Raw genomic sequence first — 11,699 nt, forward strand, 5'->3', positions numbered from 1 at the left:
TTCAGGAGTTGTTACTAAAGTTTTAGGATAATTCCTACTTTAGAATAGCTTAACTATCTTAATTACTAAAATAACAAATTTAACTTTTAAATAAATTTTATAGCGTTAAATAAATGTGATCACAATAAAAAAAGAGAGTAAAGGGACGCCTTTGCTTTCTTTTTTTATATATTATAAGAAAATAATCAATTAAATGAAGTAAATAGAAAAAAGTAAATGTTTAATATATTAATAATTGGGAAAGTTAAAAATAAGAGTAATATAAGGTTAAATTTAAAATAAAAAATATGTTGAAAAAAGCAATAAATCCATATAGAATTATAAGTAACAACTGACGAAAAAATAATTAAAGTTTTAAAAAGCATTGAAAAAATTAATCAAAAAGGCGAAAAAAAAGTCTTGATTAACATATATAAACATAGTATAATAAAGAAGTTGTGTAGCATAATGCGATGAATCAAGAGGTTGCCGGACTTCCGGGGTATTCTTGAGGAGCTAGTCAGGATCTAGAATCCGACGGCAGTAGTGTGCTATATGTTTAGGTGTGATACACCTGGAACAGTTTACAGAACAGCTACTGTTGTGCGTTAGAAGTAAAGCGTACATGAAAAGGAGGGAAACCAGAATGTCAAAACAAAAAATAAGAATCAGATTAAAAGCTTTTGATCACACTATATTAGATCAATCAGCTGAAAAAATTGTTGAAACAGCTAAATCTACAGGTGCAAAGGTTGCAGGTCCAATACCTCTACCAACTGAGAAAGATGTTGTTACAATATTAAGAGCTGTACATAAGTACAAAGACTCTAGAGAACAATTCGAAATAAGAACACACAAGAGATTAATCGATATAGTTAATCCATCACCTAAGACAGTTGATGCTTTAATGAGATTAAACTTACCAGCAGGTGTTGATATCGAAATAAAGCTTTAATTTAAATAATTAAATAAACAGTTTGAACGGTTATGATTGCTAAGCAATCCGCTAATTCGTTTGGGAGGTGTAAATACATGAAAAAAGCTATAATAGGTAAAAAAATTGGTATGACTCAAATTTTCGATGAAAATGGAAGAGTTATTCCTGTAACTGTAGTAGAAGCTGGTCCATGTGTTGTTGTTCAAAAGAAAACTATCGAAAAAGATGGTTATGAAGCAATACAAGTAGGATTTGGCGATGTTAGAGAAAAATTAGTTAACAGCCCAAGAAAAGGTCACTTTGCTAAAGCTGGTGTTTCTTTAAGAAGAACTTTAAAGGAATTCAGATTAGAAAATGCTAACGAATATGAAGTAGGTCAAGAAATAACTGCTGATGTTTTCGTTGCAGGAGATAAAGTAGACGTATCAGGAGTTTCTAAAGGAAAGGGATTCCAAGGGGTTATCAAGAGATGGAATGCTAACAGAGGACCAATGTCACACGGTTCTAAGTTCCACAGAGCAGTAGGTTCAATGGGAGCTTCTTCTGATCCATCAAAAACTTTCAAAAACAAAAAAATGCCAGGGCATATGGGAGCTAAAAACACTACTGTATTAAACTTAGAAGTTGTTAAAGTAATAGCTGAAAAGAACTTAATATTAGTTAAGGGTGGTATCCCAGGAGCTAACAAGAGCACTGTTGTTATAAGAAACGCAGTTAAAGCTTAATTTCTTTAGAAAGGAGGAAACAGAATGCCTAAGTTAGGATTATTTAACATAGAAGCAAAGCAAGTTGGAGAAATCCAATTAAATGATAATATATTTGCTGCAGAAGTAAATGCAGACGCAATGCACCAAGTAGTTGTTGCATTATTAGCTAACAAGAGACAAGGAACTCAATCAGCTAAAACAAGAGCTGAGGTTAGAGGAGGCGGAATCAAGCCTTGGAGACAAAAAGGAACTGGTAGAGCTAGACAAGGTTCTATAAGAGCACCTCAATGGATCAAAGGTGGAGTTGTATTCGCACCAAAGCCAAGAAGCTACAGAATGTCTATCCCTAAATCAATGAGAAGAGTTGCTATGTTATCAGCATTAACAAGCAAAGTTCAAAATGATGAAATGATAGTATTAGAAAGCTTAGTAATGGATGCTCCAAAAACTAAGACTGTAGTTGGAATGTTAAACGCATTCGAAGCTAAGAAAACATTAATCGTTACTGCTGAATCAAACGAAGCAGTATATAAATCAGCTAGAAACATTGAAGGTGTTACAGTTATGCCTGTAAACAACATCAACGTTTATGATTTATTAAAATATCCAAAAGTTATAATGACTAAGGATGCTGTATCAAAAATCGAGGAGGTGTACGCATAATGAGAATGACAAGCCACGATATAATCAGAAAGCCTGTTATAACTGAAAAGAGTATGGCAGCAATGGCTGAAAATAAGTACACTTTCATAGTTCATATGAGCGCTAACAAAGTTCAAATAAAAAGAGCTGTAGAAGAAGTTTTCGGTGTTAAAGTTGAAAAAGTTCAAACAGTTAGAACTATGGGAAAAACTAAGAGAATGGGCGTACATGTTGGAAAGAGAGCTGACCAAAAGAAAGCTATCGTAACATTAGCTAAAGACAGCAAAGCTATTGAATTCTTTGAAGGAATGCAATAATAATAAAGCGCAGTATTGGTATTAAACCAGATAAGCTTAAAGAAGGAGGGAATTAGCATGGCAGTTAAAAAGTTTAGACCTACTACACCATCAAGAAGACAAATGACAATGGCTACATTTGATGAAATAACAACAAATTCACCAGAAAAGTCACTTCTTGTTTCTTTAAAGAAAACTGGTGGTAGAAATGCACAAGGTAAAATAACTGTTAGACACCACGGTGGTGGAGCTAAGAGAAAATACAGAATAATAGATTTCAAGAGAAATAAGGATGGTATTCCAGCAAAAGTTGCTACTATAGAATACGATCCAAACAGAACAGCTTACATTGCGTTAGTTGTTTATGCAGATGGGGAAAAGAGATACATACTTGCTCCAGTAGGATTAAAAGTTGGAGATGTAGTTGTTTCTGGACCAGAAGCAGATATCAAACCAGGTAATGCATTACCATTAAAGAACATGCCAGTTGGTACAGTAGTTCACAACATTGAATTACAAGCTGGTAAAGGTGGTCAAATGGTAAGATCTGCAGGTACTTCAGCTCAATTAATGGCTAAAGAAGGTAACTATGCAACATTAAGATTACCATCAGGTGAAATGAGATATGTAAGAATCGAATGTAGAGCTACAATCGGTACAGTTTCTAACACTACTAACGATATCATCAATATTGGTAAAGCTGGTAGAAAGAGACATATGGGATGGAGACCTACAGTTAGAGGTTCTGTAATGAACCCTTGCGATCACCCTCATGGTGGTGGTGAAGGTAGATCACCAATCGGTAGACCAAGTCCAGTTACTCCATGGGGTAAACCAGCACTTGGATACAAGACTAGAAAGAATAAGAAATATTCTGATAGATTCATAATAAAGAGAAGAAATAGTAAGTAATTTGAAGAGAAGATAAATTCTCTTCAAGCTTACTAGCCACAAATTATGAAGGGAGGCCAATTATAATGAGTAGATCAATAAAGAAGGGACCTTTCGTTAAAGAAAGTCTTTTAAAGAAGATAGAAGAAATGAATGCTAATGGTGAAAATAAAGTTGTTAAGACTTGGTCAAGAAGTTCAACAATTTTCCCACAAATGATCGGTCATACAATAGCTGTACACGACGGTAGAAAGCACGTTCCAGTTTATATAAGTGAAGATATGGTTGGACACAAGTTAGGTGAGTTTGCTTTAACTAGAACATACAGAGGACACGATTACGACGAAAAAGCATCAAGAAAGAGAAAGTAATCTTTGAAAGGAGGAACATCAATGGAAGCTAGAGCTATAGCTAAATATGTGAGAATGTCTCCAATGAAAGTAGGAGTAGTTCTTGATTTAATAAGAGGAAAAAACGTTAACGAAGCTTTTGCGATATTACAATATACTCCAAAAGAAGCTGCAGTAGTAATAAACAAAGTTTTAAAATCAGCAGTTGCTAATGCAGAAAACAATCATGACTTAAACGTTGAAAACCTATATGTTGCAGAAACATTTGTAGGTGCTGGTCCAACTTTAAAGAGATTCAGACCAATGGATCACGGTAAAGCGTTCAGAATCAACAAGAGAACAAGTCATATTACGGTAGTAGTTAAAGAAAGAGCATAATTAGAAGAAGGAGGGAAAACAAGTGGGTCAAAAAGTAAATCCTCACGGACTTAGAGTAGGAGTTATCAAAGGTTGGGATGCAAAATGGTATGCTGATAAGAAGACATTTGCTGACAACTTAGTTGAAGATAACAAAATAAGAGAATTCGTAAAGAAAGAACTTTTCTCAGCTGGTATCGCTAAGATTGAAATCGAAAGATCAGCTAAGAGAATTAAATTAAACATCCACACTGCTAAACCAGGTGTAGTAATTGGTAAAGGCGGAGCTGGAATTGAAGCTTTAAAAGCTAAATTAGCTAAAATAGTTGATGGAAAGAACATCTTAATTAACATTGTTGAAGTTAAGAATGCAGAAGCTAATGCACAATTAGTTGCTGAAAACATAGCTGCACAATTAGAAAAAAGAGTATCTTTCAGAAGAGCTATGAAACAAAGCATCCAAAGAGCTATGAAATTAGGAGCTAGAGGTGTTAAAACAGCTTGTTCAGGTAGATTAGGTGGAGCTGAAATGGCTAGAACTGAACAATATCATGAAGGAACAATCCCACTACAAACTTTAAGAGCTGATATCGACTATGGATTTGCTGAAGCAAATACAACATACGGTAAGATAGGTGTTAAAGTATGGGTTTATAATGGAGAAGTTCTTCCTACAAAAAAAGTTGAAAAGAAGGAAGAAGTTGAAGCATAAGAAAGGAGGAATTAGACTATGTTAATGCCTAAAAGAGTTAAGCATCGTAAGGTACAACGTGGTAGAATGAAAGGGAAAGCTACTAGAGGTAACTTCCTTGCATACGGAGATTATGGTATTCAAGCACAAACTTGTGGATGGATCACTAGTAATCAAATAGAATCTGCCAGAATTGCTATAAACAGATACATTAGAAGAGGTGGAAAACTTTGGATAAAGATTTTCCCAGATAAGCCAGTAACTGAAAAACCAGCTGAAACAAGAATGGGTTCAGGTAAAGGTTCACCAGAATATTGGGTAGCAGTAGTTAAACCAGGTAGAGTATTATTCGAATTATCTGGAGTTAATGAAGAAGTTGCAAGAGAAGCAATGAGACTTGCATCACACAAGCTTCCTGTAAAGTGTAAATTCGTTACAAGAAGAGATTTTGAGGAAATGGGTGGTGAAGAATAATGAAGGCTAGAGACCTAAAAGAGTTAAGAACAAGCAATTCTCAAGATTTAAAAGTTAAGTTAAATGACCTTAAAGCTGAATTATTCAACTTAAGATTCCAATTAGCTACTGGACAATTAGAAAATCCTATGAGAATAAGAGAAGTTAAAAAATCTATAGCCCAAATCAAAACCATCATAAGAGAAGAAGAGATCAGGGCATTTGAACAGTAAATCTGGAAGGAGGTAGCCCCTAATGGAAAGAGGACTAAGAAAGAAAAGATTAGGTAGAGTTGTTTCTGATAAAATGGATAAGACTATCGTAGTTGCTGTTGAAACTAAGGTTAGACATCCATTATACGGAAAAACTATGAATACTACTACTAAATTCAAAGCTCATGATGAAAATAATGAAGCTAAAATGAATGATAGAGTTGTAATAATGGAAACTAGACCATTATCTAAAGATAAGAGATGGAGACTTGTTGAAATAGTTGAAAGAGCTAAATAGGCTTTAAAACTGAAAGGAGGGTAATTCAATGATACAACAACAAACCTTACTAAACGTAGCTGATAACTCAGGTGCTAAAGAAATCATGTGTATCAGAGTATTAGGCGGATCAAAGAGAAAGTTCGGTAACATTGGAGATGTAATAGTAGCTAGCGTTAAAAAGGCAACACCAGGCGGAGTTGTTAAAAAAGGTGACGTAGTTAAAGCTGTTATAGTTAGATCTGTAAGAGGATTAAGAAGAGCTGACGGTTCATACATCAAATTTGATGAAAACGCAGCAGTAATAATAAAAGATGATAAGCAACCAAGAGGAACTCGTATCTTCGGGCCAGTTGCTAGGGAGCTAAGAGATAGAGAATTTAACAAAATATTATCATTAGCACCTGAAGTTCTATAATAAGGAGGTGGCTCATTTGAAGTTACATGTTAGAAAGAATGACACAGTTGTAGTTATTTCAGGTAAAGATCAAGGTAAAACTGGTGAAGTTTTAAAAGTATATCCAAAGACTGGAAAAGTTCTAGTACAAGGAGTTAATATAGTTAAGAAACACCAAAAACCTAACAGAGCAAACGCTCAAGGTGGAATAATAGAAAAAGAAGGAGCTATATACAGCTCAAAAGTTATGTTATACTGCACAAAATGCAAAAACGCTACAAGAATTAGCAACAAAATCTTAGAAGATGGTACTAAGGTTAGAGTTTGTAAGAAGTGCGGAGAAACATTCTAATTTCTGAAAGGAGGCACTATAAATGACACCAAGACTTCAAGAAAAGTATAAAAACGAAGTAGTTCAAGCTATGGTTGAAAAGTTCGGATACAAAAATATCATGGAAGTTCCAAAGCTTGAAAAAATAGTTATAAACATGGGAGTTGGAGAAGCTAAAGATAACCAAAAGATTTTAGAATCTGCGGTTAATGATTTAACTTTAATCTCAGGACAAAAACCTATCTTAACAAGAGCAAAGAAATCAGTTGCTAACTTTAAGATCAGAGAAAACATGGCATTAGGATGCAAAGTTACTTTAAGAGGAGCTAAGATGTTTGAATTCGCTGATAAGCTTATGTCAATAGCTCTTCCAAGAGTAAGAGATTTCAGAGGAGTTTCTGATAGAGCATTCGATGGAAGAGGAAACTATTCTTTAGGAATTAAAGAACAATTAATATTCCCAGAAATTGAATACGATAAGATCGATAAGGTTAGAGGGATGGATATAATCTTCGTAACAACAGCTAAAACTGACGAAGAAGCAAGAGAATTATTAAGATTCCTTGGTATGCCATTCGCTCAATAATAAGGAGGGAAAACTGTGGCACGTAAAGCTATTATTGAAAAGTGGAGCAAGACTCCTAAATATAAAACAAGAGCTTATACAAGATGCAGATTATGTGGAAGACCACATTCAGTATTAAAGAAGTTTGGTATTTGCCGTATATGCTTTAGAGAACTTGCTTACAAAGGTGAAATCCCTGGTTGCAAGAAAGCAAGCTGGTAAGAACTTAAACGACTGAAAGGAGGCAAAATAAATGGTTATGACAGATCCTATCGCAGATTTGCTAACACGTATCAGAAATGCAAATTCTGTAAGACATGAAGTAGTAGAAGTTCCTTCTTCAAACGTAAAGAAGGCTATTGCAAATATATTATTACAAGAGGGATACATTAAAGAAATCGAGGAATACAACGATGGTGTAGTTCCAATGATGAGAATATCTCTTAAATATGGAGCAAACAAAGAAAGAGTTATAACTGGTATTAAGAGAATATCTAAGCCAGGTCTAAGAGTTTACTGCAAGAAGGATGAAGTTCCAAGAGTTCTTAATGGATTAGGAATTGCTGTAGTTTCAACTTCTAAAGGTTTAGTTGTAGACAGAGAAGCTAGAAAAATGGGCTTAGGCGGAGAAGTTATCTGCTACGTATGGTAGTAATTAATTCAGAAATTAACTTTATATAGATTATTATAGATATACAATTAAAACAGGAGGTGCGATTATGTCAAGAGTAGGTAGATTACCAATAGCTATCCCAGCTGGTGTTACTGTAACAGTTGACGAAGCTAACGTTGTTACTGTAAAAGGACCAAAGGGTCAATTAGTTAAAGCTATGGACAAAGACATGAATATTGCAGTTGAAGACAACCAAGTAGTTGTAACTAGACCTAGTGATGTTAAAGAGCACAGAGCTCTTCACGGATTAACTAGAGCTCTTATCAATAACATGGTTACTGGAGTTGAAAAGGGATACTCAAAAACTCTAGAATTAGTTGGTGTTGGTTACAGAGCACAATTACAAGGAAAGAAACTTGTAATGAACTTAGGATTTTCACATCCAGTTGAAATAGAACCAATCGAAGGAATTACTTTCGAAACACCTGCTGCTACTAAAGTAGTTGTATCAGGTATCGATAAGGAATTAGTTGGAGCGGCTGCTGCTGATATCAGAAAATGGAGAAAACCTGAACCATACAAAGGTAAGGGAATCAAGTTTGAAGGTGAAGTAATCAGACGTAAAGAAGGAAAAACTGGTAAGAAATAATTAGGAAGGAGTGAACCAATATGTTTAAAAAGGCAGACAAAAAGGCTTTAAGAGCAAAACGTCACCTTAGAGTACGTAAAAAGATTTCTGGTACTCCTGAAAGACCAAGACTTTCAGTATATAGAAGTGAAAAAAATATATATGCTCAAATAATAGACGATGTTAATGCTGTAACATTAGTATCAGCTTCTACTGTAGATAAAGAGTTAAAAGTAAATGCTGGTGGAAACAAAGAAGCAGCTAAAATGATCGGTGAAGCTGTAGCTAAGAGAGCTTTAGATAAAGGTATTACTGAAGTTGTATTTGACAGAGGTGGATACGTATATCACGGAAGAGTTCAAGCTTTAGCTGAAGCAGCTAGAGAAGCAGGCTTAAAATTCTAATAGAACGAGGAGGGAACGCAATGAGAATCGATCCTAGCACACTAGACCTTAAAGAAAAGGTTGTTTATATAAACAGAGTTACTAAGGTTGTTAAGGGTGGTAGAAACTTCAGATTCAGCGCACTAGTAGTTGTTGGTGATGAGAACGGACACGTTGGTGTTGGAACTGGTAAATCAATCGAAATCCCAGAAGCAATCAAAAAAGGTATCGAAGACGCTAAGAAAAACATGGTTAGCGTTGCTATAGTTGGAACAACAGTTCCTCACGAAATATATGGTAGATTTGGAACTGGTAAAGTTTTAATCATGCCAGCTAAAGAAGGTACAGGAGTTATCGCTGGTGGACCAGCAAGAGCTGTATTAGAATTAGCAGGGTTAAAGGACGTTAGAGCTAAGTCTTTAGGTTCAAACAACCCAAGAAACATGGTAAATGCTACAATTAATGGTTTAGCAAGCTTAAGAACAGCTGAGGATATAGCTAAGTTAAGAGGCAAAACTGTTGAAGAGATATTAGGTTAGGAGGTATCACGCAATGGCAAAGATAAAGGTTACTTTAGTTAAAAGCTTAATAGGCAGAAAGAAAGACCATATCGCTACTGCAAACGCTCTTGGTCTAAAAAAGATCGGAAAGACAGTAGAGCATGAGCTTACTCCTCAAATAAAAGGTATGATCGATAAAGTAAACTACTTATTAAAAGTAGAAGAAGTATAATATAACGAGGAGGTGTTTTTAGAATGAAACTTCATGAGTTAAAACCTGCAGCAGGTAGTAAAAAAGCTCCTAAAAGAGTTGGTAGAGGTACTGGTTCAGGATTAGGAAGAAATGCTGGTAAAGGTGAAAAAGGACAAAACGCTAGATCTGGTGGTGGAGTTAGACCTGGATTCGAAGGTGGTCAAATGCCATTATACAGAAGACTTCCAAAGAGAGGATTCACAAATATCTTCGCTAAGAAGTATGTTTCAATAAATGTTGATAGATTAAACATTTTTGAAAATGGAACAGTTGTTACTCCAGAATTATTACTTGAAACAAGAGTTATAAGTAAAGTATTAGATGGTGTTAAAATATTAGGAAATGGGACTATAGATAAAAGCCTAACGGTTCAAGGATGTAAATTCTCAAAATCAGCGGCTGAAAAGATCGAGGCAGCTGGAGGAAAAGTTGAGGTGATTTAGTATGCTATCAACCCTACGTAATGCCTGGAAGGTTCCGGAATTAAGAAAAAGGTTCTTATGGACGATTTTTCTAGTTGCAATTTTCAGGATTGGGATACATATTCCAGTTCCTGGGATTGACACTAGTGCCTTGAGCACATTAACTGAATCCGGTGGATTATTAAGTTTTTATAACTTAATATCAGGTGGAGCTTTCACGAAAGCTAGTATATTAGCTTTAAGTGTATCGCCTTACATCAACGCTTCAATCATAATGCAATTATTAACAATTGCAATACCTTCATTAGAACAATTATCTAAGGAAGGTGAAGAAGGAAGAAAGAAGATCCAAAGCATTACTAGATATGTATCTATAGGGATTGCTTGCGTATTAGCTTTAGGTGTTTATTCAACTATTGCTAATTTAGGTGCAACTAGTGGAGTAGGAACACCTGAAAAAATAGTAATAATATTCTCACTAGTAGTTGGATCAACTTTCTGTATGTGGCTTGGTGACCAAATCACACAAAAAGGATTTGGAAATGGTGTTTCAATCTTAATATTTGTAAATATAGTATCTCAGATACCTTCAACTGTTAATTCGGTTTATACCCTAAAGACAGCAGGAGAGATATCTATAATTGAAATATTATTATTCTTAGTTGGAGTGATTGCCCTTTTAGCAGTTACAATATTCTTCTCATTAGCAGAAAGAAGAGTGCCAATTCAATATGCTGGTAAAGCTGTTGGTTCAAAAGTAATGAAAGGCCAATCAACACATATACCACTAAGTATAATAGGATCTGCAGTTATTGCTATAATATTTGCAATGTCAGTAATGATGTTCCCAACAACAATTGCTGCTTTCTTCCCTTCAAAGGGATGGGCTAGCTGGATTACTAGCAGTAAGTACAGTATTTTCAATACAGGTACTTGGATGTATCCGGTTTGTTATTCAGTATTAACTATTTTCTTTACATGGTTCTATACTCAAATAACATTTAAACCAGATGAAATGGCTGAAAATCTTCATAAGTCAGCAGGATTTGTTCCTGGTATAAGACCTGGAGAAGCTACAGAAAAGTATTTTGAAAATCTACTTACTAAAGTATCTATAATTGGAGGGTTATTTGCAGCGTTTTTAGCAGTAACACCAATATTAGTTGGAAAATATATATCAGGAGTTCAGTTCGGTGGAACATCTTTATTAATAATAATTGGGGTTGCACTAGATTTTTCTAGACAATTAGACTCACAATTAGTGATGAGACACTATGATGGATTCTTAAAATAGATTAATAATGGAGATGATGCCGGTGAAAATCGTATTGTTAGGTCCTCCAGGGGCTGGAAAAGGAACACAGGCAAAATCAATTAGTAATAGATACTCTATACCACATATTTCTACTGGGGATATCTTTAGAAAAAATATTTCTGAAGCAACCCCTTTAGGAATTGAAGCTAAAGGATATATGGATAAGGGACTTTTAGTTCCTGATGAAGTAACTATTAACATGGTTAAAGATAGATTAACTTGGGAAGACTGTAAAAACGGTTATCTTTTAGATGGGTTCCCAAGAACTGTTGCACAAGCAGAAGCCCTTGAAACATTCTTAGATTCAAGAGATGAAAATATAGATACAGCTTTATTAATTGATGTACCTATGGAATTCATACTTGAAAGAATGACAGGAAGAAGAGTTTGTGGATCATGTGGAGCTAGTTACCACGTGAAATTCAACCCAACTAAGGTTGAAGGAATATGTGATGTATGCGGAAGCGAAGTAGTTCAAAGAAAAGATGATAGAGAAGATA

The 11,699-nt window shown here is 34.9% G+C and carries 23 protein-coding genes; all 23 read left to right on the forward strand.

The annotated features are described in order from the left end of the window. Nucleotides 1-625: 625 nt before the first annotated feature. Entirely contained in the window at nucleotides 626-934 is a 309-nt protein-coding gene (gene rpsJ / locus Q5O29_RS05500; protein WP_022211980.1) for a 30S ribosomal protein S10, read from the forward strand. A 77-nt stretch (nucleotides 935-1,011) separates the two neighbouring features. Further along, nucleotides 1,012-1,641, forward strand: coding sequence for a 50S ribosomal protein L3 (gene rplC / locus Q5O29_RS05505; RefSeq protein ID WP_022211981.1), 630 nt, complete (start codon nucleotides 1,012-1,014; stop codon nucleotides 1,639-1,641). Nucleotides 1,642-1,665: 24 nt separating this feature from the next. Further along, nucleotides 1,666-2,286 (forward strand): 50S ribosomal protein L4, encoded by a 621-nt coding sequence (gene rplD, locus Q5O29_RS05510; protein ID WP_022211982.1) that lies wholly within the window; start codon nucleotides 1,666-1,668, stop codon nucleotides 2,284-2,286. Further along, entirely contained in the window at nucleotides 2,286-2,582 is a 297-nt protein-coding gene (rplW, locus tag Q5O29_RS05515; protein WP_022211983.1) for a 50S ribosomal protein L23, read from the forward strand. The genes rplD and rplW overlap by 1 nt, the downstream gene beginning before the upstream one ends. Nucleotides 2,583-2,639: 57 nt before the next feature. Further along, entirely contained in the window at nucleotides 2,640-3,473 is an 834-nt protein-coding gene (gene rplB / locus Q5O29_RS05520; protein WP_022211984.1) for a 50S ribosomal protein L2, read from the forward strand. Nucleotides 3,474-3,538: 65 nt separating this feature from the next. Then, nucleotides 3,539-3,823 (forward strand): 30S ribosomal protein S19, encoded by a 285-nt coding sequence (gene rpsS / locus Q5O29_RS05525; RefSeq protein ID WP_022211985.1) that lies wholly within the window; start codon nucleotides 3,539-3,541, stop codon nucleotides 3,821-3,823. A 21-nt stretch (nucleotides 3,824-3,844) separates the two neighbouring features. After that, nucleotides 3,845-4,180, forward strand: coding sequence for a 50S ribosomal protein L22 (gene rplV / locus Q5O29_RS05530; protein WP_022211986.1), 336 nt, complete (start codon nucleotides 3,845-3,847; stop codon nucleotides 4,178-4,180). Nucleotides 4,181-4,202: 22 nt separating this feature from the next. Then, a complete protein-coding gene (gene rpsC / locus Q5O29_RS05535) occupies nucleotides 4,203-4,871 on the forward strand; it encodes a 30S ribosomal protein S3 (RefSeq protein WP_022211987.1) in 669 nt (222 codons plus the stop codon). Nucleotides 4,872-4,889: 18 nt separating this feature from the next. Then, entirely contained in the window at nucleotides 4,890-5,324 is a 435-nt protein-coding gene (gene rplP, locus Q5O29_RS05540) for a 50S ribosomal protein L16 (protein WP_022211988.1), read from the forward strand. After that, complete coding sequence (gene rpmC, locus Q5O29_RS05545) at nucleotides 5,324-5,536, forward strand: 50S ribosomal protein L29 (protein ID WP_022211989.1); 213 nt, start codon at nucleotides 5,324-5,326, stop codon at nucleotides 5,534-5,536. The genes rplP and rpmC overlap by 1 nt, the downstream gene beginning before the upstream one ends. Before the next feature lie 22 nt (nucleotides 5,537-5,558). Continuing rightward, nucleotides 5,559-5,813, forward strand: coding sequence for a 30S ribosomal protein S17 (gene rpsQ / locus Q5O29_RS05550; protein WP_022211990.1), 255 nt, complete (start codon nucleotides 5,559-5,561; stop codon nucleotides 5,811-5,813). A gap of 28 nt (nucleotides 5,814-5,841) precedes the next feature. Continuing rightward, complete coding sequence (rplN, locus tag Q5O29_RS05555; protein WP_022211991.1) at nucleotides 5,842-6,210, forward strand: 50S ribosomal protein L14; 369 nt, start codon at nucleotides 5,842-5,844, stop codon at nucleotides 6,208-6,210. Nucleotides 6,211-6,226: 16 nt separating this feature from the next. Next, complete coding sequence (gene rplX / locus Q5O29_RS05560) at nucleotides 6,227-6,541, forward strand: 50S ribosomal protein L24 (protein ID WP_022211992.1); 315 nt, start codon at nucleotides 6,227-6,229, stop codon at nucleotides 6,539-6,541. Nucleotides 6,542-6,563: 22 nt separating this feature from the next. Beyond that, on the forward strand, nucleotides 6,564-7,106 hold the full coding sequence (gene rplE / locus Q5O29_RS05565; protein WP_022211993.1) for a 50S ribosomal protein L5: 543 nt from the start codon (nucleotides 6,564-6,566) through the stop codon (nucleotides 7,104-7,106). A gap of 15 nt (nucleotides 7,107-7,121) precedes the next feature. Beyond that, a complete protein-coding gene (locus Q5O29_RS05570; RefSeq protein WP_186835304.1) occupies nucleotides 7,122-7,307 on the forward strand; it encodes a type Z 30S ribosomal protein S14 in 186 nt (61 codons plus the stop codon). Between the two features lie 31 nt (nucleotides 7,308-7,338). Continuing rightward, entirely contained in the window at nucleotides 7,339-7,737 is a 399-nt protein-coding gene (gene rpsH, locus Q5O29_RS05575; RefSeq protein WP_022211994.1) for a 30S ribosomal protein S8, read from the forward strand. 67 nt (nucleotides 7,738-7,804) lie between these two features. Continuing rightward, nucleotides 7,805-8,347, forward strand: a complete 543-nt coding sequence (gene rplF / locus Q5O29_RS05580) for a 50S ribosomal protein L6 (protein WP_022211995.1) — start codon at nucleotides 7,805-7,807, stop codon at nucleotides 8,345-8,347. A 20-nt stretch (nucleotides 8,348-8,367) separates the two neighbouring features. Beyond that, on the forward strand, nucleotides 8,368-8,730 hold the full coding sequence (rplR, locus tag Q5O29_RS05585; RefSeq protein ID WP_022211996.1) for a 50S ribosomal protein L18: 363 nt from the start codon (nucleotides 8,368-8,370) through the stop codon (nucleotides 8,728-8,730). A 20-nt stretch (nucleotides 8,731-8,750) separates the two neighbouring features. Further along, nucleotides 8,751-9,248, forward strand: coding sequence for a 30S ribosomal protein S5 (gene rpsE / locus Q5O29_RS05590; protein ID WP_022211997.1), 498 nt, complete (start codon nucleotides 8,751-8,753; stop codon nucleotides 9,246-9,248). Between the two features lie 13 nt (nucleotides 9,249-9,261). Next, a complete protein-coding gene (gene rpmD, locus Q5O29_RS05595; RefSeq protein ID WP_022166527.1) occupies nucleotides 9,262-9,441 on the forward strand; it encodes a 50S ribosomal protein L30 in 180 nt (59 codons plus the stop codon). 23 nt (nucleotides 9,442-9,464) lie between these two features. After that, entirely contained in the window at nucleotides 9,465-9,905 is a 441-nt protein-coding gene (gene rplO / locus Q5O29_RS05600; protein ID WP_022211998.1) for a 50S ribosomal protein L15, read from the forward strand. 1 nt (nucleotide 9,906) lies between these two features. Next, the gene (gene secY / locus Q5O29_RS05605) at nucleotides 9,907-11,178 is read left to right on the forward strand and encodes a preprotein translocase subunit SecY (protein ID WP_022211999.1); all 1,272 of its coding nucleotides are present in this window, start codon (nucleotides 9,907-9,909) and stop codon (nucleotides 11,176-11,178) included. A gap of 22 nt (nucleotides 11,179-11,200) precedes the next feature. Then, nucleotides 11,201-11,699: adenylate kinase (locus Q5O29_RS05610; protein ID WP_302631795.1), on the forward strand; the 499-nt coding region annotated here is incomplete at its 3' end.

Source organism: Clostridium sp. CAG:265 (assembly GCF_000436575.1).
GTDB lineage: Bacteria > Bacillota > Clostridia > Clostridiales > Clostridiaceae > Clostridium > Clostridium lentum.

What these genes read in the sequence shown, in the direction of transcription:
- rpsJ (WP_022211980.1), top strand. Translation starts at nt 626, where the DNA reads ATGTCAAAACAAAAAATAAGAATCAGATTAAAAGCTTTTGATCACACT.
- rplC (WP_022211981.1), top strand. Translation starts at nt 1,012, where the DNA reads ATGAAAAAAGCTATAATAGGTAAAAAAATTGGTATGACTCAAATTTTC.
- rplD (WP_022211982.1), top strand. Translation starts at nt 1,666, where the DNA reads ATGCCTAAGTTAGGATTATTTAACATAGAAGCAAAGCAAGTTGGAGAA.
- rplW (WP_022211983.1), top strand. Translation starts at nt 2,286, where the DNA reads ATGAGAATGACAAGCCACGATATAATCAGAAAGCCTGTTATAACTGAA.
- rplB (WP_022211984.1), top strand. Translation starts at nt 2,640, where the DNA reads ATGGCAGTTAAAAAGTTTAGACCTACTACACCATCAAGAAGACAAATG.
- rpsS (WP_022211985.1), top strand. Translation starts at nt 3,539, where the DNA reads ATGAGTAGATCAATAAAGAAGGGACCTTTCGTTAAAGAAAGTCTTTTA.
- rplV (WP_022211986.1), top strand. Translation starts at nt 3,845, where the DNA reads ATGGAAGCTAGAGCTATAGCTAAATATGTGAGAATGTCTCCAATGAAA.
- rplP (WP_022211988.1), top strand. Translation starts at nt 4,890, where the DNA reads ATGTTAATGCCTAAAAGAGTTAAGCATCGTAAGGTACAACGTGGTAGA.
- rpmC (WP_022211989.1), top strand. Translation starts at nt 5,324, where the DNA reads ATGAAGGCTAGAGACCTAAAAGAGTTAAGAACAAGCAATTCTCAAGAT.
- rpsQ (WP_022211990.1), top strand. Translation starts at nt 5,559, where the DNA reads ATGGAAAGAGGACTAAGAAAGAAAAGATTAGGTAGAGTTGTTTCTGAT.
- rplN (WP_022211991.1), top strand. Translation starts at nt 5,842, where the DNA reads ATGATACAACAACAAACCTTACTAAACGTAGCTGATAACTCAGGTGCT.
- rplE (WP_022211993.1), top strand. Translation starts at nt 6,564, where the DNA reads ATGACACCAAGACTTCAAGAAAAGTATAAAAACGAAGTAGTTCAAGCT.
- rpsH (WP_022211994.1), top strand. Translation starts at nt 7,339, where the DNA reads ATGGTTATGACAGATCCTATCGCAGATTTGCTAACACGTATCAGAAAT.
- rplF (WP_022211995.1), top strand. Translation starts at nt 7,805, where the DNA reads ATGTCAAGAGTAGGTAGATTACCAATAGCTATCCCAGCTGGTGTTACT.
- rplR (WP_022211996.1), top strand. Translation starts at nt 8,368, where the DNA reads ATGTTTAAAAAGGCAGACAAAAAGGCTTTAAGAGCAAAACGTCACCTT.
- rpsE (WP_022211997.1), top strand. Translation starts at nt 8,751, where the DNA reads ATGAGAATCGATCCTAGCACACTAGACCTTAAAGAAAAGGTTGTTTAT.
- rpmD (WP_022166527.1), top strand. Translation starts at nt 9,262, where the DNA reads ATGGCAAAGATAAAGGTTACTTTAGTTAAAAGCTTAATAGGCAGAAAG.
- rplO (WP_022211998.1), top strand. Translation starts at nt 9,465, where the DNA reads ATGAAACTTCATGAGTTAAAACCTGCAGCAGGTAGTAAAAAAGCTCCT.
- secY (WP_022211999.1), top strand. Translation starts at nt 9,907, where the DNA reads ATGCTATCAACCCTACGTAATGCCTGGAAGGTTCCGGAATTAAGAAAA.